This window comes from Acidobacteriota bacterium, from assembly GCA_033549365.1.
In the GTDB taxonomy this organism is placed as follows: Bacteria; Acidobacteriota; Aminicenantia; order Aminicenantales; family Saccharicenantaceae; genus JAWSUF01.
The window spans coordinates 112,199-134,110 of the sequence record JAWSUF010000006.1 but is presented as its reverse complement, the minus strand read 5'-3'; the positions used below and the strand labels follow the sequence as shown (position 1 = coordinate 134,110).

Annotated in this window: 19 protein-coding genes; 15 read left to right on the top strand and 4 right to left on the bottom strand. The window is 58.1% G+C overall.

Features of this window, described 5'->3' with window-relative positions; all coding sequences use genetic code 11:
• Positions 1-53 precede the first annotated feature (53 nt).
• The 4 genes from phoU (at position 54) to SCM96_10255 (ending at position 3,566) form a co-directional block, all read left to right on the top strand.
• A complete protein-coding gene (gene phoU, locus SCM96_10270) occupies positions 54-746 on the top strand; it encodes a phosphate signaling complex protein PhoU (GenBank protein MDW7761007.1) in 693 nt (230 codons plus the stop codon).
• Positions 743-1,423 (top strand): response regulator, encoded by a 681-nt coding sequence (locus tag SCM96_10265; GenBank protein ID MDW7761006.1) that lies wholly within the window; start codon positions 743-745, stop codon positions 1,421-1,423. The genes phoU and SCM96_10265 overlap by 4 nt, the downstream gene beginning before the upstream one ends.
• Positions 1,420-3,165, top strand: a complete 1,746-nt coding sequence (locus tag SCM96_10260; GenBank protein ID MDW7761005.1) for an ATP-binding protein — start codon at positions 1,420-1,422, stop codon at positions 3,163-3,165. The genes SCM96_10265 and SCM96_10260 overlap by 4 nt, the downstream gene beginning before the upstream one ends.
• An 80-nt stretch (positions 3,166-3,245) precedes the next feature.
• Positions 3,246-3,566, top strand: coding sequence for a TusE/DsrC/DsvC family sulfur relay protein (locus SCM96_10255; GenBank protein ID MDW7761004.1), 321 nt, complete (start codon positions 3,246-3,248; stop codon positions 3,564-3,566).
• Positions 3,567-3,639: 73 nt separating this feature from the next.
• Here SCM96_10255 and SCM96_10250 read toward each other — a convergent pair whose 3' ends face one another.
• Positions 3,640-4,818, bottom strand: coding sequence for an aminotransferase class V-fold PLP-dependent enzyme (locus tag SCM96_10250; protein MDW7761003.1), 1,179 nt, complete (start codon positions 4,816-4,818; stop codon positions 3,640-3,642).
• Positions 4,819-4,931: 113 nt separating this feature from the next.
• Here SCM96_10250 and folK point away from each other — a divergent pair, with 113 nt between their 5' ends.
• The gene (folK, locus tag SCM96_10245; protein MDW7761002.1) at positions 4,932-5,420 is read left to right on the top strand and encodes a 2-amino-4-hydroxy-6-hydroxymethyldihydropteridine diphosphokinase; all 489 of its coding nucleotides are present in this window, start codon (positions 4,932-4,934) and stop codon (positions 5,418-5,420) included.
• The gene (locus SCM96_10240; protein MDW7761001.1) at positions 5,417-7,621 is read left to right on the top strand and encodes a TonB-dependent receptor; all 2,205 of its coding nucleotides are present in this window, start codon (positions 5,417-5,419) and stop codon (positions 7,619-7,621) included. The genes folK and SCM96_10240 overlap by 4 nt, the downstream gene beginning before the upstream one ends.
• A gap of 15 nt (positions 7,622-7,636) precedes the next feature.
• Here SCM96_10240 and SCM96_10235 read toward each other — a convergent pair whose 3' ends face one another.
• The 3 genes from SCM96_10235 to cysS are packed head-to-tail and all read right to left on the bottom strand — an operon-like array spanning position 7,637 to position 12,044.
• Entirely contained in the window at positions 7,637-10,252 is a 2,616-nt protein-coding gene (locus SCM96_10235) for a M14 family metallopeptidase (protein ID MDW7761000.1), read from the bottom strand.
• An 11-nt stretch (positions 10,253-10,263) separates the two neighbouring features.
• A complete protein-coding gene (locus tag SCM96_10230) occupies positions 10,264-10,665 on the bottom strand; it encodes a YraN family protein (protein ID MDW7760999.1) in 402 nt (133 codons plus the stop codon).
• Positions 10,629-12,044, bottom strand: coding sequence for a cysteine--tRNA ligase (cysS, locus tag SCM96_10225; protein MDW7760998.1), 1,416 nt, complete (start codon positions 12,042-12,044; stop codon positions 10,629-10,631). The genes SCM96_10230 and cysS overlap by 37 nt, the downstream gene beginning before the upstream one ends.
• Before the next feature lie 132 nt (positions 12,045-12,176).
• Between cysS and SCM96_10220 the strand changes: the two genes are divergently transcribed.
• The 9 genes from SCM96_10220 (at position 12,177) to SCM96_10180 (ending at position 21,864) form a co-directional block, all read left to right on the top strand.
• The gene (locus SCM96_10220) at positions 12,177-13,490 is read left to right on the top strand and encodes a bifunctional lysine ketoglutarate reductase /saccharopine dehydrogenase family protein (protein MDW7760997.1); all 1,314 of its coding nucleotides are present in this window, start codon (positions 12,177-12,179) and stop codon (positions 13,488-13,490) included.
• Positions 13,491-13,540: 50 nt separating this feature from the next.
• Entirely contained in the window at positions 13,541-14,893 is a 1,353-nt protein-coding gene (locus tag SCM96_10215; GenBank protein ID MDW7760996.1) for a saccharopine dehydrogenase C-terminal domain-containing protein, read from the top strand.
• Between the two features lie 5 nt (positions 14,894-14,898).
• Complete coding sequence (gene amrB, locus SCM96_10210; GenBank protein MDW7760995.1) at positions 14,899-15,708, top strand: AmmeMemoRadiSam system protein B; 810 nt, start codon at positions 14,899-14,901, stop codon at positions 15,706-15,708.
• 79 nt (positions 15,709-15,787) lie between these two features.
• Positions 15,788-16,837 carry a heat-inducible transcriptional repressor HrcA gene (hrcA, locus tag SCM96_10205; protein MDW7760994.1) on the top strand — a complete coding sequence of 350 codons (1,050 nt, stop codon included), beginning with the start codon at positions 15,788-15,790 and terminating at the stop codon, positions 16,835-16,837.
• Positions 16,834-17,448, top strand: a complete 615-nt coding sequence (gene grpE / locus SCM96_10200) for a nucleotide exchange factor GrpE (GenBank protein MDW7760993.1) — start codon at positions 16,834-16,836, stop codon at positions 17,446-17,448. The genes hrcA and grpE overlap by 4 nt, the downstream gene beginning before the upstream one ends.
• Positions 17,449-17,453: 5 nt before the next feature.
• The gene (gene dnaK, locus SCM96_10195; protein MDW7760992.1) at positions 17,454-19,031 is read left to right on the top strand and encodes a molecular chaperone DnaK; all 1,578 of its coding nucleotides are present in this window, start codon (positions 17,454-17,456) and stop codon (positions 19,029-19,031) included.
• Complete coding sequence (gene dnaJ / locus SCM96_10190) at positions 19,028-20,161, top strand: molecular chaperone DnaJ (GenBank protein ID MDW7760991.1); 1,134 nt, start codon at positions 19,028-19,030, stop codon at positions 20,159-20,161. The genes dnaK and dnaJ overlap by 4 nt, the downstream gene beginning before the upstream one ends.
• A gap of 15 nt (positions 20,162-20,176) precedes the next feature.
• Positions 20,177-20,926, top strand: coding sequence for an RsmE family RNA methyltransferase (locus tag SCM96_10185; GenBank protein MDW7760990.1), 750 nt, complete (start codon positions 20,177-20,179; stop codon positions 20,924-20,926).
• Positions 20,926-21,864 (top strand): serine/threonine-protein kinase, encoded by a 939-nt coding sequence (locus tag SCM96_10180; protein MDW7760989.1) that lies wholly within the window; start codon positions 20,926-20,928, stop codon positions 21,862-21,864. The genes SCM96_10185 and SCM96_10180 overlap by 1 nt, the downstream gene beginning before the upstream one ends.
• The last annotated feature ends 48 nt before the right edge of the window (positions 21,865-21,912 follow it).

The window sequence follows — 21,912 nt, the reverse complement described above, 5'->3', positions numbered from 1 at the left end:
CGAAACCGGCGCACCTTTCGGGTCGCCGGAACGTGATTCGAGAGGAGACGACAATGCAGAGACCGTTCGACGACGAACTCAAATCGCTCAAGGAATCCCTTCTGGAAATGGCCGCCCACGCTGAGGAGGCCATTGCTCTGGCCATCACCGGTTTGAAAGAAAGAGACGAGGACAAACTTCGCCGGGTTTTTCCGAAAGAAGAGGCCATCAACCGCCTGGAAATCCTGATCGACGAGGAATGCATGAGGCTTCTGGCCATCCGCCAGCCGATGGCCGCGGATCTGCGTTTCGTCACCTCGGGCATGAAGATCATCACGGATCTTGAACGCATCGGCGATCTGGCGGTCAACATTGTCGAGTGCACCCTCGATCTTTTGAAATATCCCCAGCTCAAGCCTCTGATCGACATCCCCCGGATGTCGCTTGTCGCCCAGGACATGGTCCGAAATTCCATCAACGCCTTTATCCACAGGGATGAGGCCCTGGCCCGTGCGGTCTGCGAGCGCGACGACGAGGTCGATCAGCTCAACGACCAGATATTCCGCGAACTCCTGACCTACATGATGGCCGATTCCTCCACCATCACCCGGGCCGTGGGGCTCATTTTGATCGGGCGCCATCTCGAACGCATCGCCGACCACGCCACCAATATCGCCGAAGACGTCATCTATATGGTGAGAGGAGAGACGATCAAGCATCACATCGAGAAACACGGGCTGCCCGGCGAGGACAAACCCAGGAGATGAAAAAACTGATCGCCGTCGTCGACGATGAAGAGGATCTCCGGGAACTTCTGTCCCTTCATCTCGGCCGGGCCGGATTCGATGTTGAGAAATTTGCCGACGCCTCAGGATTTTTCGCTTTTCTGGAAACACGCCGTCCGGACCTTGTGGTTCTGGATCTCATGCTCCCGGACGCCGACGGCATGGAAATCTGCAAAATCCTGAAAAGAAACGCGGAGACCGCCCGCATCCCGATCGTCATGCTCACGGCCCGAGGGGAAGAGATCGACAAGGTGCTCGGTCTGGAACTCGGCGCCGACGACTATGTCACCAAACCTTTTTCCATCAAAGAGTTCACGGCCCGCATCCATGCCGTCCTCAGGCGGGCGACTCTGGCCGAGGAAACGCGGACGATCTCCGTGGGCCGGATTCTGTCCATGGACCTGGAAAAATACGAGGTCAAGGTGGAAGGCCGTCCGGTCGACCTGACATCGACGGAATTCAAAATCCTTCAACTTCTGGCTTCACGGAAGGGACGTGTTTTCACCCGGGAGCAAATTCTGGATTTCCTGTGGGGTGACGAAAAGGCGGTTGTTGACCGGACGGTGGACGTCCACATCCGGAATCTCCGTGAAAAACTCGGACCGGTCGCCGCGCTCATCCGGAATATCCGCGGCGTAGGCTATAAGGTCGATGAATGAAAAAAACGCTGTTCTGGAAAATCTTCGGCGGTTACCTGGCCATCGTCGCCGTCTTCGCGGCGGCCGTTCTGGCCGTCTCCTTTCCCAGGATCCGGAATATTTATATTCAGGATCAGGTGCGACATCTGGAAAGTCTGGCCGGCCTCCTCGAAGAGCGTGTCCTGAAGATGCTGGACGGTGAAGAACTGGGAGGCATCGATCGTTTCGCCAAGACCGCGGGGCGGTCGGCGGATGCACGGATTACGGTCATCGATCCCGAAGGACGGGTTCTGGCCGATTCCGAAAGAGATCCGCAAACCATGGAAAACCACGCCTACCGGCCCGAAGTCCTGGCGGCCCTTCAGGGGCAAAAAGACTGGAATCTGCGTTTCAGCTCAACCGTCGGCGAACGGATGCTCTATATGGGTTTTCCTCTCGTTCACGCCGACGGGCGCGCGGCCGGCGTTTTGAGGCTTTCGGTTTTCGTCCGGGAACTCCAAGACATCATCTCCCATCTCCAGGGCAATATGCTGCGGGCCGTCGGCATCGTGGCCGGGGTCGTTCTCCTGGCCGCCCTCCTTTTCAGTCGCGGTGTGACCCGGCCGATCGGCGAATTCCTGACCGCTTCGGAACGGGTGGCCGGCGGGGATTTCGATGTCAAGCTGTCCATCCGCCGGAAAGGGGAGTTCCGGGCCTTCGCCGAGAGCTTCAACGCCATGACAAACGATCTCAAGGACATGTTTTCCCAGTTGGAATTTCAGAAGCAGGAACTGGACAGCGTTCTCACCTCCATCCGAGAGGGTCTCATCGTCATCGACAAGTCCGACCGGATCGGGCTGTCCAACCCGGCTTTCCGCCGCATGCCCGGAATTCCGCCCCCCGGCGGCCGGTTTTTCTGGGAAGTCGTCCGCAACACAGCCTTCGTCGATCTGATCCGCAGAGTTCGGGAGGCTCGGAGAGCGCTCTCCGAGGAGATCGATATCGGAGGAGGGTGGTATCTCTGCAATGCGTCGTGGCTGGACGCCCGGGAAAAAGTTGTGGCGACATTCCATGATATGACACAAGCCCGGAAAGTCGAGAGAATCAAACGGGAATTTGTGGTCAATGTCTCTCATGAGTTGAGAACGCCTCTCACCACGATCAAGGGTTTTGTCGAGACGCTGGAGGTCCGGGCCTCGGAGGAAGATCGAAAATATATCGCGATCGTCCAGAGAAACACCGACCGGCTGATCCGCATCGTCGAAGATCTTCTGAACCTTTCCGAACTGGAGGAAAAAGGCCTGCCGAAAGACATCGGAGAGATTGATGTTTCCGCCGTCGCGGAACATGTTCTGAAAATCTTCGAGCCCAAGGCTCGGGATAAAGGGCTGGCGATCGAACTGCGATCTTCTTCGGGATTGCCCCTTATCAGGGGGGATGTCTTTCAACTTGAACAGATGTTCGTCAACATCGTCGACAATGCCGTCAAATATACGGAGAAGGGGAGTGTCAACATCAGCCTGGACGTCGTTGAAGGCTCCGTCATCGTCGAGGTCGCCGACACGGGGATCGGGATTCCCGCCGGCCAGAGGGACCGTGTTTTTGAGCGGTTCTACGTCGTCGACACATCGCGATCGAAAAAGCTCGGTGGAACGGGCCTGGGCCTTTCCATCGTCAAACACATCGTCCTGGCCCACGACGGCACCATCGATATTCGAAGCGAGGAAGGGCGGGGGACGACCGTCCGCGTGACTTTGCCCGTCGGCGCATCGCCGAGGTCTTGAAGGCGATCGTGCCCGGCACGGTTTTGCCAAGACACAAGTGACATGGTAAAATTCCGGCGATCTTTCCCAAGGAGAACCTGATGCCATTCATTGAAGACGGACCCATTCGGATTGAGATCAATGCCGAGGGATTCATGGCCGATCCCGAAAACTGGAACGAAGACGCCGCCCGCCTCCTGGCCAAAGCGGAAGAGGGGCTCGAGGCCATGACCGAAGAGCACTGGGCCGTCGTGCACTTCATTCGGACATACTATTTGGAAAAAGGGTTGGCGCCCATGGTTCGCAAAGTCTGCCAGGCCACGGGATTTCCGCTTCGCCGCATTTATGAGCTCTTTCCGTCGGGACCCGCCAAAGGGGCCTGCAAGGTGGCGGGGTTGCCCAAGCCCGACGGCTGCGTTTAACAGAGTACAGCTTCACCCTACGCGCCTTGCATCTGCAGCCGACTCAACCTGTGAATAACCGGGTTCTGATGATCTATTTTTTTCTTTTTTTGGCGGCCAGGTCGGCGATGTCGCGGACGGCTTCGATCGCCGTTCGGATGTGATCGTCGGTGTTGAAGGGCCCGATGCCGAATCGGACGGCGCCGTGGATTTCGGCCGTTCCGATGCCTTCGTGGACGAGAGGCGCGCAATGGAGCCCGGTACGGCAGGCGATATTGTAATCGACGTCCAGCATTGTTCCGACGTCGGAGGCGAGCATGTCCTCGATGTTGAAAACCATGACGCTGATATGATCGTCCAGATCGTCCTGGCAATAGAGCGTCACCCCCTCAATGTCCCGAAGCCCGTCACGCAGCCGTGTCATCAGTTCCATTTCGCGGTGATGAAGGTTTTCCATGCCGCGGGCCAGGATCCATTTGATGCCGGCGTTCAGTCCGGCGATGCCGAGGACGTTGGGGGTGCCGTATTCCAGACGATAGGGATATTCGTCAAGATGAGTTTTTTGGGCCGAACGGACACCCGTGCCGCCGGCCCGCGTGTGGCGGATGTCGATCCCCTCACGGACGCAGAGGCCGCCGATGCCGGTCGGCCCCAGGAGGGATTTATGGCCGGTGAAGGCCACGACGTCGAGACACTGCGCCTCCATATCGACGGGGATTTTACCGGCCGACTGGGAGGCGTCGACGACAAATACGATGCCGCGCTCGCGGCAGCGGCGGCCGATTTCCGCAAGAGGCTGGACGGTGCCGATAACGTTGGAGGCATGGTTGACGGCGACGACCCGGGTATTGGGCCTGAACCGGCGGGCGATATCGTCGGGATCCACGAAACCCCGGCTGTCGAACGGAACATGGTCCACCTGGACGCCAGCCAGAGACAGATGATGCAGGGGACGGAGAACGGAGTTGTGTTCGAGGGTCGTTGTCACGGCATGATCGCCCGAGCCGAGAAGTCCGAAAAAGATGAGGTTCAGAGCATCGGTCGAATTGTAGGAAAAACAGAGCCGATTCGGATCCGTCCCCTTGAAAAAATCCGAAAGGAGACGCCGCGTGGCTTCGACGAGTTCCCCGGTTTCCATGCAGAGATCATAGCCGGATCGGCCCGGATTGACGCCGTATTTTCTGAAGAATCCGTCCATGAAAACGTAGACATCGTCCGGTTTCGGATAGGATGTGGCGCCGTTGTCCAGAAAAATGAGGTCGCTCGTGTTCATCTCCGCCTCCATGGGTTACGCATGATCATGGCCGAGCCAGAGGACTCATCTTAATGAATCCCGGCCGGCAAAGCAAATAAAAAAAAATATGCTAAAATGTGCTTTCTGATAAGATGAAATACTACATATCAATGGGCAGCAACCTCGGCCGGAAGAGGCAAAACCTGACGGCAGCCTCTCGAATGTTGTCGGAACACGGCATCAAGATCCTCCGGGCCTCCTCGATTTATAGAACCGAACCGGTCGACTTTCGGGATCAACCCTGGTTTTTCAATCAGGTTCTCGAGGTTGACGCCCCGTTCGCACCCCTGGAATTTCTGAATCGGATTCAGGCCGTTGAAAAAGCCATGAAACGGGTCCCTCGTAAAGATCGCGGCCCCCGGATTATTGATATCGACATTCTTCTTGCGGGACAAACGATCATCAAGACCCCCGGACTTGTCATTCCCCATCCCCGGATGGACCGTCGGAATTTCGTTCTCGTGCCGTTGGCCGAGATCGCCCCCCATGCGGTCCATCCGTTGACCCGCAAGAAAATCCGAACGCTCATGAGGTTTTCACCGGACAGGGCGGTGGTGCGCAAAGCAGGAGATGCAAAATGAAAAGACTCTTCGCCGGTTTCACGATTCTGGTTTTCGGATTTGCGGCCGCTCCGCCGGGTTTTGCCGAAACCGTTGAAATCCGGGGTGTGGTCGTGACACCCGGCGGGATTCCCATTGAAGGAGCTCTGGTTTTGCATCGTCCCACCGGAACGAACACGGCCACTGATATTCTGGGCGCCTTCGCGATGGCGGTTCCCCATCGGGACAGAATCCGCCTGGAGCTCATCCATCCCGATTTCTATGAACGTGAATTCGTCATCTCGGGAAAGTTGAGCGATCCTGTGGAGATCGTGCTTTCACCCCTCGTCCGTCAGAGTGAGGAAATCGTCGTCACGGCCCGGCGGCATGCCGAATCCGCGGCCACAGTCGCCGCCGCGGGGTCCGTCATCGCTTCGGAGACATTGGTCGAAACGATGGCTCCCAACGTCGCACTCGGACTTCAGGAGCTTCCGGGCGTGGCGGCGCTGGGTTCCGGCGGTTTCACCCTCGTCCCGACAATCCGAGGCATGGCCCGCCGCAAAGTTCTGTATCTCGTCGATTTCGCCCGGGTGACCAGTGACCGCCGGACTGGCCCCAACGCCTCCTTTCTCAGTCCCGACGATATCGAGAGAATCGAGATCGTCCGAAGCTCGTCCTCGGTGCATTTCGGGTCGGACGCCATCGGCGGTGTCATCCATGCCCAGACGCGCTCTCCCGAGATCGAAGAGGGGATCCGGGGAGGCGTCCAGGCGCGTTACGGGGGGGGCAATGACGAAAAATCGGCCGGGCTGTCCATTCAGGCGGCCAAAAACGGCTGGGGCGGATATCTGTCGTTTCGCGGCGTCGATGCAGAAAACTACCGGTCGCCGGCCGGTGAGATTCTTCAGTCCCAGTATTCCCAATCCGGAGTTTTCGGAAAAATCGTCCGTTCCGGAGATCGTCGCGAAATCTCCCTGACTTTTCTTGGATCCCGGGGACGGAAGATCGGCAAGCCCGCCGACAACAGCCGGACACGGCCGACCTGGTATCCCCGGGAAGACAACAATCTGATGTTGTTCCGCTGGGTGGAAAAACATGTTGCGGAAGGACGGCTGACCTTCCAGGCCTATGCCAATCCCAATTTTCTCGAAACACGCCGGGATACGCTTGCGGCTTACAAAACGGGGGAATCCTTCAGCCGGACGGAAAGCACGGACTTCGGATTTCAACTGTCGTATGGAAAGAAGGTGGCCGCAAGACTTCGGCTCCAATCGGGCCTCGATTATTTCGGCCGAACCGGCGTTCGCGCCGAAAATACGGAAACCTCTTTCGATGCAGACGGGAACACCGTTTCCGTTTTCCGGGAAATCCCTTATGACGGCGGCCGCCGCGAGGATATCGGAGCGTTTGTTTCGCTGGACTACACCGGGATTCCGGGCCTCGATCTTGCGGGAGGCGTTCGTTTCGATCTTCTGGCCATGCAGGCCGACCCCGGGGGATCGGGGAATCCTCTGTCTTCGAAGAAAAGCACGGCTACGGGATTTCTGGCCGCATCCTACCATCTGACGGAAGACGTGGTCGTTTTCACGAACATCTCACGCGCCTACCGTGTTCCCGGACTCGGAGAGAAATTCTATACCGGGATCACCGGCCGGGGCATGATCGTCGCGGCGCCCGATCTCAGGCCGGAGGCCAGCCTGAATTTCGACGGCGGAATCAAATATATCGGGCGCAGGGCCTATGCCGCCGTCTACGGTTTCGTCAACACCATCGACGATATGATCGAACGCTTCCTGGTTTCGCCGCGAGTCTATACCTATGGAAACGTCGACCGCGGCCGGCTCCAGGGGGTCGAATGCGAATGGGAGATCTTTCCCGTCTCCGGCTGGAAGGTTTTCGGCAACATCATGGCCATGACCGGCCGAAGCCTTAAGGCGGAGGCGTCGTTGAACGATGTCCCCTCTTTCCGGCTTCATGCGGGAACCCGGGCCTGGTGGAGACGCCTGTCGGCCGAAATCAGTGTCCACGTCCAGTCCGCCAAGAAAAACCCGGGTCCGGCTGAAATCGCCATCCCGGCCTATGAAACCGTCAACCTCAGATTCGGCTGGGCGCCGTCGGAGAGCGTCCGCTTCCACGCGCTTCTCTCCAATCTCTTCGACAAAACCTATCTCGCCCGTCCCGATGCCGAAGCCGTGTTCGAACCCGGTCGCGCCCTGGGCGTCGGCCTGTCCTTTTCCTTTTAACCGGAATCAATCAGGTTAGGATGAGGCGGCGCCGTAAAAGACGGCGTTGAACAGCAGTTTGAACGTTCCTCTCGGCTGAGCCCGGTATTGGACCGGAAAACCCAGCAGGATGGCCTTGCCTTTCCCCAGAGGGACCTCCACGGCGGCCGTCTTTTGGTGCAGCCGTGAACCGCCGTGAACATAACCGCTCATCAGCAGATTCTGTCCGGAATATTTGGCCGCTCCCCGGGGCGCCTGACCGGGCTGGTAGGAAGGGTGGAGGTCAAAGGCGCAACTTCCGGCGAAGACGGCCGGCGTCTCGCGCGTCATGCCGTAGGCCAGGGGATGGGATGTGTCGAATTCCAGGCGAAGGATGGCGCCGGAGCAATGGAACTCCTCGGACTTGACGTTCCTGAGGATGTTTCGGAGAGGCAGGCCGAATTTCTCGATGGCCAGATTGCAGGCGGCGTTGAGAAAAATCATCGTGCCGCCTTCCTCCATGAACGTCTTCAGGTTGATAAGGCCGTTTTCCGTCAGGCCCCCGACATAAGGCGGCGGCATGGTGCCCGGAGCATGGCCGTTGACAACCCTGTCCGCGCTCGAATGGCTGGGCATGATGATGGCGTCGAAGGCGTCCCGCAGGTTTCCCGCCCGGATATCGGCGTCATGAATGACCTTGAAGTCGAATTCGTGTTCCTCGAGGATGAGGCGTGTCCAGCCTTCGTCGGCGACGGGGATCCAGGATTGGTAGACCGCCAAACGCGGAGTCTTCAGTGTGATCGCGTCTTCAAACGGGGCTGAGGAAACCGCTGTCGGCTGAATGCGCAGGTCGCGGGCCGTCTGTTCCATGATGGACGGGGACAGGCCGCGCGAAGAGACAAAGACCGTTCCCGGCGCATGGCTGCGCCCCTCACGCGTGAAGGCCGTCTTGGCCCATTGAACCCTGGCTCCCGCCTTGAGCAGTCGATTGAGGGCAACGGCCGTGGCGTTTTGAGCCGGATCGAGAATCCATCCCGCGCTTCCCCGGCCTTGAACTCGGCCTTCGGAAGGCAGAATTTCCTTTTGCCGTGTCATACGGACATCCACAGGGGAGTTCGCCGCCAGAACCCGGGTTCCAAACTGGTGGGGCAAGGTCCAGCCCATCATGTCATAGGCTTCGAAGGGCGCGCCTTCGAATTTCCGCGAACGGACGAGTCCCTGCCAGAGATCCGGATATTTTCTGAGATCCGGGTAGCGCTGTTCCTCGAAAATGTTCTTGATGAACAGGGCGAAGGGTTGGTCCATGGGAATGATCCAGGTCCCCTTCGGGTGGCGGATGCCGTCGCAGACGAAATCCTCCTCGCTTTCATAGATGTCGATGCCCTGAAGAATCATCCTGTCGAGAAGCAGGGCGGCCGTCCCGGGATCGGACTGATTCCGGGGAATGATCCAGGCATAAGGCGGTTCGCGACGGAACCGTTCGCTGACGTCACGGCCCATTTTGTACTTGTTATAGAGAAGATCGCTTCGAAAGCGCGAGGCTGTGTCCAGAACGGCCATGGATGCCGTCAGGGAATAATCGACGGCGTCGAGAAGCCTCCACCAGCCTCCTTTCCACGGGGAAGGATAGAAGGCCGACATGGTCAGGTCCTGGTATTCCTTCGGGAAATCCCGTACGGTGTAAAACCCCGGCGTGGCATAACGGTAGAGGGCGATTTCCGTGAGGATGGAGATGATATTGTGCGAATCGAAGACCTGGGTCATATATCCCGGATACCAGGTGTCGAACACGATCCGGGAGATGGCCCCCTCCTTGCCCTGGGCGTCGAAAGCCGCGCCCATGGCCGATCCGATCATGTTTTGCCAGCGGACGATGAGGGGGTGGACATTGGGATTCGTCGGCTCCGAATTCGGCGGTGTCCAGATGCGGGCCGGAAACGGCGCGGTCTGGTGGTGGTTGTAGAGAATGACCGGGTGCCATTCCAGGTTGACGAGACGGGAAATATTCCGGGTTTCCACCAGATTTCCGATGTACCCGTCACGGTTGTTGTCGTGTCCGGCATAGATATGATAGAGACCGGGCATCGGAGAAACTTCGTAGGGCGTGCCGACATTCGGGTGATACCATTCGGCCAGGAGATTCATGCCGTCGGGGTTGGCGAAGACGAGAATGAGAATGACGTCGTCGAGGATGGCCAGGGTTCTTTCGTCCGCGGCCGTCATGAGATTGTAGGCCAGCTGGATGTTGTGCTGGGCCGGCGCGCATTCCGTCGCGTGAAGCCCGCCGTCGATATAGACGACGGCCCGTCCCTCACGGGACAATGTCAAGGCCTCCTCGTCGGAGAGTCCGCGTCCCAGCGACAGACGGCGCGAAATCTCCTTGTAACGGTCGAGTTCGGCGATATTGGAGGTCGAGGAAATGACCGCATAAGTCATGGTCAGTCCCATGGATGTTTGTCCCATGTCGAAAAGCCGGATCCTGTCGGAGACGGCGGCCGCTTTTTTCAGGTAGTCGACGGCCTGGTCGTAGGTGGCGAGATGGTAATCCGCTCCGACCTTGAAGCCGAGAATCTCCTCGGGTTTGGGCACGATCTGCGCCGCGGCCTGCGGTGCGATCAGCAAAATGCAGAGAACAAGGGTGATGAGGGCTGTGTGGAATCTCTTGAAAAACATGATACCTCCCATTAAAAAGCGTTTTGATAGTGGCGGAATATCCAATCGCCGTCCGGAGATCTTTCGACGGCCAGAACATCGAACCGGCAGGGAACGTCGCCCGGGTTGACCCGGATCAGATAACCTTGGGCGATTTTCCGGATCTGGGCCTGCTTGGAACGGGTGACCGCATCCTCGGGCCGGCCGAAATCCTCCGAAGTCCGTGTTTTGACCTCGACGAAAACAAGGGTCTCTCCGTCACGGGCGATGATATCGATTTCCCCGCGAAACATTCGGAAACCGCGGGTCAGGATTTGATAGCCGGATTGTTCGAGGTGGCGGACGGCGGCGTCTTCGCCGGCCCGGCCGAGTTCAAGCCGGGAGAGCCCGTCCTTGTTCACGAGGGGGTTTTCTCCGGAGGGATGCGTTTCCATCGGACGCCGTCCTTCGTGTCCTCGAGAAGGATTCCTTTTTCGAGAAGATTCCGGCGGATGGCGTCGGCATCCCCCCAACGTTTTTCCCGGCGGGCCCGTTCACGGGCCTCGATCAGGTCTGAAAGGTCCCGGGGGAGATCCGTGTCCACGGCCGGGGGCAGAACGCCCAGCACGGCATCCATTTCCAAAAGAGAACGCCGGGCGGCCGCAGCGTCCTCTGCGCCCAGGCGGCCGGACGCGTCGATCCCGTTCACTCCGCGCATCATATCGAACAAGCCCGCAAGGGCATGGGAAATGTTGAGGTCGTCGCGAAGCCCCTCCCGGAATTTCCGCAATCCGGTTTCGACGATCGGGAGACATTCCGGGACCGGGAGATGGGATCGGCCGGAGGCGCGATCGAGATTCCGGATATAATCCAAAAGACGGAGGCGCACCGTCCGGGCCTGATCCAGGGCCTCGAAAGTGAAGTTGAGCATTTTGCGATAATGGGTCGACAGGAGGAGCCAGCGGACGTCGAGCGGGTCGGCGCCACGCTCGGCCAGGTCGTTGAGCGTGTAGAAATTCCCCTTGGACTTGGACATCTTTTCCCCGTCGACGACGAGGTGATGGCAGTGCATCCAGTATTTGACGAAAGGCCGTCCGGTCAGGGCTTCGGACTGGGCGATTTCATTTTCATGATGGGGAAAGATGTTGTCCACCCCGCCGCAATGGATGTCGAACGAAGGTCCGAGATACTTCGAACTCATGGCCGAACACTCGATATGCCAGCCGGGGCGGCCGGTTCCGATCCGGGTTTCCCAGGACGGCTCGTCGTCCTTGGCCGCTTTCCAGAGGGCGAAATCGTGGACGTTCTCCTTCTCGTATTCGTCCGACTCGATCCTCGCGCCCGGCCGCAGATCGTCGATTCGAATCTTGGACAGCTTCCCGTAGTCCGGGAATCGGGCGATGCTGAAATAGATGGATCCGTCCTTGCGATAGGCGAAGCCCTTTTCCAGAAGACCTTCGATGATGGCGACCATCTCGGGGATGTGTTCCGTGGCCCGGGGATAATGGTCGGCCGGAAGAATATTCAAGGCGGCCCGGCCTCTGTGGAAGGCTTCGATGTAAGGGGCGGTGAACGCGTCCAGCGTCAGGCCCCGGCCGCGGGCGCCCGCGATGGTCTTGTCGTCGACGTCTGTGATGTTCATGACATGCACCGTCCGCAAACCCTCGGCGATCAGAAACCGCTTGAGGAGATCTTCGAAGACATAGGCACGCCAGTTGCCGATATGCGGAACGTCATAGACCGTGGGGCCGCAGGTGTAGAGGCGGACGACGCCGGGTTCGAGGGAGACGAAGGCCTCCGTCTGGCCGCTCAAGGTATTGGCGAACCGAATCATGAAAATTATTATGGAAGAGATCCGCCTCGACGTCAATCGGAATATCAGACGGTTTCCCGGATTGATTCCCGCCGGAGATTATGCCATAATCCCCATGCCGCTATCGGGTGATCCGTCACAGGCAGCCGTCATATGCAAACCATCATTGGTATCCGCCGCGAAGACATCAATCGTCAGGAGAGGCGAACCCCCCTGATTCCCTCCCATGTCGGAGAAATGATCCGGAACCACGGGCTGAATTTTCGGGTTCAGCCGTCCGGCATCCGCATTTTTGAGGATGCCGATTATGCGCGGGAGGGAGCCGAAGTGATGGAGGACCTCTCGCCCTGCCGGGTCATTTTCGGCCTGAAGGAAATCCCTCCGGATGTTTTCGATCCCGGCAAGACCTATGTCTTTTTTTCCCATACCATCAAAGGCCAGGCCGGAAACATGCCGATGCTCCGGCGGATGATGGAACGCGGCTGCACGCTGATCGATTATGAAAAAATCGTGGACGATCAGGGTCGCCGGCTTCTTTACTTCGGCCGCCACGCGGGACACGCGGGCATGATCGATGCCCTTTGGAGTCTGGGCCGCCGGTTGGCCTGGGAGGGTCTGGAGACGCCTTTCTCCGACATCCGGCAGGCATCGGATTATGCCGGACTGACGGAGGCCCGGGAAGCCGTGGCGGCGGCCGGCGAGCGCATCAGAATGGAAGGCCTCGACGAAAGACTCTGCCCGATGGTTTTCGGTTTTCTCGGTTACGGGAATGTCTCCTCGGGCGCCCAGGAGGCGTTCGATCTCCTGCCGTTCAACGAGGTGTCTCCCGGCGATTTGGAGGCCATGGCCGCCAAAAAACCCTGCAACCGATTCCGGGTGGCCAAGACGGTTTTTCGGGAAGAGGACATGGTCCGCCGCCGTGACGGCGAAAGGGATTTCGATCTCCAGGAGTACTATGACGAGCCCGATTTGTATCGGCCTGTCTTTGAATCGTTTCTTCCCCACCTGACCGTTGTCGTCAACGGGATTTATTGGACGTCCCGTTTCCCAAGATTTATCACCCGGGAAGCCCTTCAAGAAGCGTGGCGCGGCGGCCGTCGTCCCCGTCTCAGGGTCATCGCCGACATCACTTGCGATGTCGACGGCGCCATGGCCTGCACGGTGCGCTCGACGGGTCCCGATAACCCCATCTATGTTTTTGAACCGGAAACCGGCGTAACGCGGGATGGGGTGGCCGGAGAAGGCCCCGTTGTCCTGGCCGTCTATAATCTTCCCGCGGAACTGCCGCTGGAATCCTCGATTTTTTTCAGCCGGGGCCTCAAGGCCTTTGTTCCGGCCATGGCCCGGGCCGACATGACCGCGGACTTGGACTCCTGCGGTCTTCCGGAAGATGTCAAAAAAGGCGTGATCCTTTACCGGGGAAAACTGACGCCGGATTTTGTCTATCTCAAAAATCATCTGATCTGATCGATCCGAGTGCGCCGTCCAAGGCTCTGATTTGAAGTCGAAGAGACAAGATGAAAAGTGAGGATATGATGAAGACCGTTGTTGTTCTTGGAGCGGGATTGGTCACGGGACCTCTGGTCCGTTACCTCCTCGATCGTCCGGATCTCAAGGTCGAAGTGGCCGATGTGGAACCCGACAAAGCCGCCTGTCTCGTGGCCGGCCACCCCCGAGGATCGTCCCGGGAACTCAATATCCGCGATGAAGCTCTCCTCGATCGTCTGGTCGAAGGAGCCGATCTCATCATCAGCATGGTTCCCTACGTATACCATCCTCTTGTCGCCCGGCGGTGCATCGCCCGGGGGAAGAACATGGTGACGGCGTCCTATGTGGGGCCCTCCATGAAAGATCTGGATGCCGAGGCCCGGAGCCGGGGAGTCCTGATCCTGAATGAACTTGGGCTGGATCCGGGAATCGATCATATGGAAGCGTTGAGAGTCATCCGCGGCGTCAAGAGCGCCGGGGGCCGGGTTCGCGGATTTGTGTCCTATTGCGGCGGTCTGCCCGCGCCTGAAGCCAATACCAATCCCTTCGGATACAAGTTTTCCTGGAGTCCGCTGGGCGTTCTTCTGGCTTCCAAAAACGCCGCGCGGTATCTTTGTGACGGGCGCATCGTTGAAGTTCCGGCCGAGCAACTGTTCGATCATCCTGCCCGGATCGAAATCCCGGGACTCGGACTTTTTGAAGGCTATCCCAACAGGGACGCCATGCCTTATATCGACACTTATGGCATCCCTGAGACCGAAACGATGTTGAGAGGCACATTGCGATATCCCGGCTGGTGCGCCGTGATGCGCGCCTTCAATCGGTTGGGTTTTCTGGACCAGAAGGAAAAATCCTGGCCGGGCGGAAATCTGAGAAGCTTTTTCCTGGAATCCGCCGGTTTGAAAGGCGCCGCGGATCCCCGCCGGGCCCTGCAGGAGGCTCTGGGACCGGATCGAGAGGTTCTCGAGAGGATCGAATGGCTCGGGCTTATGGACGACAAGCCTCTTTCCGCCGGTTCCCGCTCCGTTCTCGACGTTCTTGCGGAATGTATGATTGAGCGGTTGCGGTATGAGGACCAGGAGAGGGATATGACTCTTCTGCAGCACGAATTTCTTGTGGAGTGTCCGAAGGGGAAATTCGAGAGGATCACTTCGACTCTCCTGGATTATGGGATTCCCGGCGGCGACTCGGCCATGTCCCGCACCGTCGGTCTTCCTGTGGGCGTTGCCGCCGCTCTGATTTGCGACGGATCCTTGAAAATGGCCGGCGTCCGGATTCCCACGGAACCCGAAATCTATGAGCCCGTCCTCCGGGAACTGCAACGATTCGGAATCACCTTCCGGGAAAAGCGGGAAGAAACATCCGGGGTTTCGAAAGGATGATATCGATGACGAGACGCCGCCCCTATGTTGCGGGGGCCTTTTACCCGGGGGAGGCCGTCCGTCTCCGGGCCACCGTTAAGAGCCTGATCGATCGCCGGGTGGCGCGGGAAAGAGCCGTTGCCGCGGTGGTTCCCCACGCGGGATACATCTATTCGGGAGGCGTCGCCGGCGCCGTATATTCTTCGGTGGAAATACCGGACACCGTGGTGCTTCTGGGCCCGGCCCACAACCGCATCGCTTCAGGAGCCGCCCTTTATGATGAGGGAACATGGACGACGCCCTTCGGCGATTGCCCGATCGAGGCCCGTTTGGCCGGCCGGATCCTCCGACTGGCTTCCTGCGCCCGGAGTGATCCCTCCGCTCATGCCCGGGAACATTCGCTGGAGGTCCAGCTCCCTTTTCTTCAATATCTGAATCCGGAAGTCTCCATCGTTCCGATATGTCTGTCCCACACGGCGACCCTTGAAGATATCGAGGAAATCGGCCATGCGGTCATCCGGGCCGTCGAGGAATGCGGAGAAGAGGCGCTCATTGTGGCCAGTACCGACATGAGCCATTACGTTCCGAAATCCGAGGCCGAGATCCTGGACCGAAAGGCCATCGCCTGCATTCTGCGGCTTGATGCCCGGGATCTTTTGGAGACGGTTCGACGGGAGGCCATCACCATGTGCGGGGCTCCGCCGGCTGCGTCGGCCGTTTTTGCGGCCCGCAAAGCCGGCGCAACCTCCGGCGAATTGATCCGATACACCACCTCGGCCGATCAATCCGGCGACGAGTCCGAAGTCGTCGGATATGCCGGAATAAGAATAAAATAAAGCCATTTTTATGAATAAGTTAAGTTGACAGGGTTTCGCCGGACGTGCTATAAATTGTCCTGGAAGAACCATGGCTCAAATGCAGTTCAAAGATAAGGACAGGTCCGTTCTCAGCCTCATTGTCGAGGACTATATCGAGAACGGAAAACCGGTCAGTTCCGGACGGATTTTTCGGAAAAACCGCTTGAAAGGGAGTCCGGCCACAATCCGCAATATCATGGTCCGTCTGGAAAAAGACGGTTTTCTTCATCAACCCCACGCCTCATCCGGCCGCATCCCGACGGATAAGGGATTGAAATTCTATGTCGACAATCTGCTGGCCGGAATTCAGCCGCCGTCCGACGATGCGGTGTTTCTCAGAAACAAAGCCTCCGAATCCAACGGCCATCTGGGATCCCTTCTTGATGATGTGTCCCGGATCCTGGCCGAACACTCCGACAATGTCGGCTTTGTGATTTCTCCCCATATCGCCCGGGTCGTCTTCCGCCATCTGCGCTTCATCAAACTCGCCGAAAACAAGGTCATGGCCGTTCTCGTCACGCCGTCCCATATGGTGCTGACGGAAACCGTTGAAGCCCGCCATCCCTTCACCCAGACGGAACTGGACCGGGCCTCTCTCCACATCAATCGGAATTATTCCGGCCGCAGCCTTCATCATGTTCGGGAGGTGCTTCTCCGGGAACTGCCCCGAACCAAGGCGAAATACGAGAACGTTCTCGACAAGCTGATTGCTCTCATCCGGGCCTGCACCCTGACTCAGGATGAGGAACACCGCATCCATATCCAGGGGGCATCCCGGCTTCTCGCCAAGGCCGACATCTTCGAAATGGACAAGCTGCAATCCATCTTTCAGAGTATCGAAGAGAAAGCCTGCCTGACCAAACTTCTCTCCGATTTCATCAGTTTGGACCGGGTCAAGGTTCTGATCGGATCGGAAATCAATTTTCCCAATGTGCCGGATTGTTCTCTGGTGCTTTCCCACTACGGCTATGACGACCAGGTTCTCGGTTCCCTGGGCATCATCGGACCGAAACGAATTCCCTATGAACGGATCATTCCTCTTGTGGATTCCATGGCCAAAGGCCTGAGTCGGGCCCTCGCTTCAACTTCGGGAGATGTGGTGTTATGACGGAAAAAAATGACGCATGTCTTGAGCCTCCGGATCGGGATGAAGCCTCCGCTGCAAAAACGGCGGACGAGGAGGCAACGTCGGAAAAAAAAGATCGGCGCGGCGGCTCCGGATCGTCTCGCGCCTTGAAGGAAAAACTGGCCCGGGCCGAGGAAGAGATTGAGCGCTTGACGGACGAGTTGAAGGATTTGAATGATCGGCATCTGCGCCGTTTGGCGGAAATCGAAAACCTCCGGAAACGCCACGACAAGGAAAGAGTCGAATACACCCGGTTCGCCCTCAGCGATTTCGTTTTCGAACTTCTCGGCGTTCTGGACAATTTTGAACGCGCCCTGGAAACCGCGAAGTCGGAAGACGACGGATCGAGCTTCAGGGAGGGAGTGGAGATGATCTACCGGATGACTCATCAAATCCTGGCCAAAAAGGGGGTCCGTCCCGTTGTCATTTCCGACGGCCGGTTCGACCCTGAATTCCATCATGCGATGAGTATGGAGGAATCCGATCAGGTGGAGGAGCCCGTCGTCGGGGAGGAGCTTCAAAAAGGCTATCTTCTGCACGACAGGCTTCTTCGTCCCGCTCTGGTCAAGGTTCTGGTTCCCAGGAAGGGCTGAATCCCATGGGGCGCGTCGTCGGCATCGACCTTGGAACGTCATATTCCTGCGTCGCCGTCCTGGAAGGATCCCAACCCGTCGTCATCCCCAATTTGGAAGGATCCTCTCTCACCGCCTCGGTCGTTTCCTTCACGTCCAAAGGGGAGCGATTGATCGGGACGTTGGCTCTCCGGCAGGCGTCGACGAATCCGAAAAACACGGTCATCTCGGTCAAGCGGTTGATGGGACGAAAGTTCCATTCGCCCGAAGTCGAGGCATTGCGCAAACGCCTCCCCGTTCAGATGAAAGAGGCGTCCAACGGGGATATCCTCATCATCGTCGAGGATCAAATCCTGACGCCTCAGGAAATCTCGTCCATGATCCTCGGATATCTGAAAACCTGCGCCGAATCCTTTCTCGGCGAACCCGTGGACGGAGCCGTCATCACCGTTCCCGCCCACTTCGACGATCACCAGCGCCAGGCGACCAAAGATGCCGGACTGATCGCCGGATTGAACGTTCTCCGGGTGGTCAATGAACCGACGGCCGCCAGCCTGGCTTATGGATTGGACAAAAACCGGGAGTCTCTGGCCGCGGTTTTCGATATGGGCGGAGGCACGTTCGACATCACCGTTCTCGAGATCAGCGAAGGCGTCTGCCATGTGCTTTCGACAAACGGAGATTCCTTTCTCGGCGGCGATGATTTCGATCGAAGAATCATGGATTGGCTGATCCGCGAATTTTTCGAGGACTACGGGATCGATCTGGCTTCGGATCCCTTTTCGCTCCAGAGAATCCGGGAGGCTGCGGAAAAGGCGAAAAGGGAACTGTCGTTCACCCAGGAAACGGAGATCCATCTCCCCTTCATCTCGTCACGGGGGGAGGTCTCACTTCATATCCGGAAATCCCTGACGAAAAGCCGGCTTGAGGACATGACACGCGACCTCGTGGAAAAGACCCTTCCCATCATCGACCGGGCCTTGGCCGACGCGGGCCTCAGGCCGACGCAAATTCAGGATATCCTCCTGGTCGGCGGCCAAACCCGGATGCCCCTCATCAAGAAAACGATCGCCGATTATTTCGACAGGGGACCGGCGGACCATATCAATCCCGAAGAGATCGTGGCCATGGGCGCGGCCGTTCAATCGGCGGCCTTCCTTCGGGATCGCCGGGATATCCTTCTCCTTCTGGATGTCACGCCCCACTCGTTGGGCATCGAAACCGAGAACGATACCTTTGAAAAAATCATCGATCGCAACACGACCATCCCGACCAGGAAAACCGTGCCGTTCACAACGGTCGAAAACGACCAGCGCCGCGTCCGAGTCCACGTTCTTCAGGGCGAAAGTGAAAAGGCCTCGGAAAACAGATCGCTGGCCCGCTTCGATCTGGTCGGGATCGATCAGGCTCCGGCCGGTGTGCCGCAAATCGATGTGACGTTCGATATCGACGCCGACGGCATCGTCCATGTTTCCGCACGGGATGTGGAGTCGGGCCGGAATCAGAGCATTGAAATCAAGCCGTCCGCCGGACTTCTTCCCGAGGAGTTAAAGGGGATTGTGGCCAAGGAAAAGAGCCGGCGGTCTTCGGGAATCACGATATGAACAAACGCGATTATTATGAAATTCTTGAAATCGGGAGGGAGGCCTCTCCTGACGATGTGAAGAGGGCCTATCGGAGAATGGCCCTTCGTCACCATCCCGACCGGAATCCCGGAAACGCCGAGGCTGAGGCCAATTTCAAGGAGGCGGCCGAAGCCTACAGTGTTCTGGCCGATCCCGAGAAGCGAAGCATCTATGACCGTTACGGACACGGCGGATTACAAAATGGAGGGTGGGGAGGGTTTTCCGGTTTTGATTCCACGGTTTTCGAGGATTTCGAGGATATTCTGGGCAACTTTTTCGGATTTTCCATGGGAGATATTTTCGGCCGCCGCGGGGGGCGGTCCGGATCCCGCTCCGAGCGCGGCCGCGACCTGGCTCTGGAAATCGAATTGAGCCTGGAAGAGGCCGCCTTCGGTGTGGATAAGGACATCTCTCTCAACCGGGCCGAATCCTGTGTCTCATGTGATGGTATGGGGGCCCGGGCCGGCACGACGGCCTCCGCCTGTCCCACTTGCGGCGGCCGAGGGCAGGTTCGTATGCAACAGGGCTTTTTTTCCATGGTTCGGACTTGCTCGCATTGCCGGGGAGAAGGGCGGATTATCACCGATCCCTGTCCGGAATGCCGGGGTTCGGGTAACACACGGCAAACGAAAACCATGTCCATCAAGATTCCGGCCGGTGTGGACGACGGATCCCGGCTGCGCCTGTCCGGAGAGGGAGAGGCGGGGCGGCGCGGCGGAGGTCCGGGGGATCTCTATGCCGTCATCCGTGTCGCGAAACATCCCTTTTTCGAACGGGAAAACGAAAATCTGTATTGCCGCCTTGCCCTGTCGTTTTCTCAGGCCGCCCTGGGGGCCAAAGTGGAGATTCCGACATTGGACGGCTCGGAAGTCCTGAAGGTTCCGGCGGGAATCCAGGCCGGGGAAGTTTTGAAAATCAAAGGCAAGGGCATTCCCATCCTCGGAGGCCGGGGCCGGGGGGATGTCTTTGTCAAGGTGGATGTCCTGACGCCCAGGAAATTGTCCCGGGAAGAAAAAAAGCTTCTCGTCCGGCTGGCCGAAATTCAGGGTGAAGATCTTGATGATGTCGACAGACGCGTCGCCGAAAAGTTCAAAAAGACCGTGCACTGAATTGATGGACGACTCTTGACTTCCAACCAGTTTTTTATCGAACACATCGAAGACGGCGTCTCAAGGCTGCACCTTCAGGGCCGCGAACACCATCATCTTTTTCGGGTCGCCCGACGAAAAGCCGGAGATGTCGTCTGGCTGGTCGATTCCCAGGGAAGACGGGTCCGGACCCGGGTGGTCCGGACCGACGTTCGGGAGACGCTGCTCGAGGTTCTGGAAAAAACAGATCCGGATCCGCCCGTCGTCCGAGTGACACTGGCACAAGCCATGCTCCCCAACAAGGTGATGGAGACGATTCTTCAGAAGGCCACGGAGTTCGGTGTGGCCGAATATATCCCGGTCCTGTCGGATCGGTCACTTCAAGCGGTTGAAGACCGGATGGCCGGCCGCATGGATCGCTGGAAGAGAATCGCCCGGGAGGCGGTCAAGCAAAGCAAGGGCTTTCGGATACCGGAGATCCATGGGACGATATCCTTGAAGCGGTTTTTGGAGCAGGAAAATAAGGGGAAGAAACTGGCCTTCACCGAGAAACCCGCGACACTCCTTCGAGACGCCCTGAAGCCGGGAGTCCCGGCTTCCCATGATGTCGACACCTCTTCCATCTCCCTGCTCATCGGTCCCGAGGGGGGCTGGACAAAACAGGAGGAGGACGATATCATCACCCACGGTTTTGAAACGGTGAGCCTGGGGCCGTTTATTCTGCGCGCTGAAACGGCGGCCGTCGCGGCCGTTGTCTGCGTCATGCATTTCCGGGTCGGGAACTGATGTTTCTTCAGGGACAAAAAGTCGGCAAATACGAAATTCTTCGGTCTCTGGGCAGCGGCGGTTTCGGTTCCGTTTACCTGGCCCGGGACACGTGGCTGGATATCAAAGTCGCCATCAAGGTTCCGCACAAACAATCTCTGGATCTTTTCAAACTTCTGAAGGAATCCCGGCTTCAGGCCGCGCTCAATCATCCCAATATCGTCCGGATGCTGGCCGCGGAAAAGGAAAAAAACACCTTTTTCATGGTGATGGAATATATCCGTGGAAAGACTCTGGAAAAAATCCTGGAAAGGGACAAAGTCCTTCCTATGGATCGGGCCCTGGCCTTCATCCGCCAGATCGCCTACGGCATCGACCATGCCCATAAGAATAAAATCGTTCATCGCGATCTCCGCCCTTCCAATATCCTTGTGTCCGAGGACGGAACGGCCAAAATCACGGACTTCGGCACGTCGGCCTGGCTGAATTCCGTTCCCTACGCCTCAACCCGGATCGGTTCGCCCCCCTACATGGCGCCGGAGCAATTTCTCGGCAAGGCCTCCTACGTTTCCGACATCTACTCCGTGGGGTGCATTTTCTACGAGATGATCATCGGGCAGCCCCCCATATTTGATCCGGATCCCTTCAAAATCCTGGAGAAAGCCCAGTCGGGGTCGATCACGCCGCCGCGGTTGAAAAACGGCCGCATCCCCCGGGAGATCGACGCCATGATCATGAAGGCGCTTTCCGCCAAAATCGATGAACGTTACCAGAGTGCCTCCGAAATCATTCGGGCGCTCTGTCTGTACAAGGGCCGGGAGCCGCTGACATCGGACGTCGATGACATGCTGTCCCGGATCCGGGCCCGTGAACGCAAGGGTCCGTGTCTCTGCTGGAATTGCCGCAGACCGCTTCCCCATAAAACACGGGAATGTCCCTACTGCGGAGAAACCGTCTGACCTGACCTGTTTGCATCTGCAGCCGTTTCGACTCGTGAATGGGTTTGA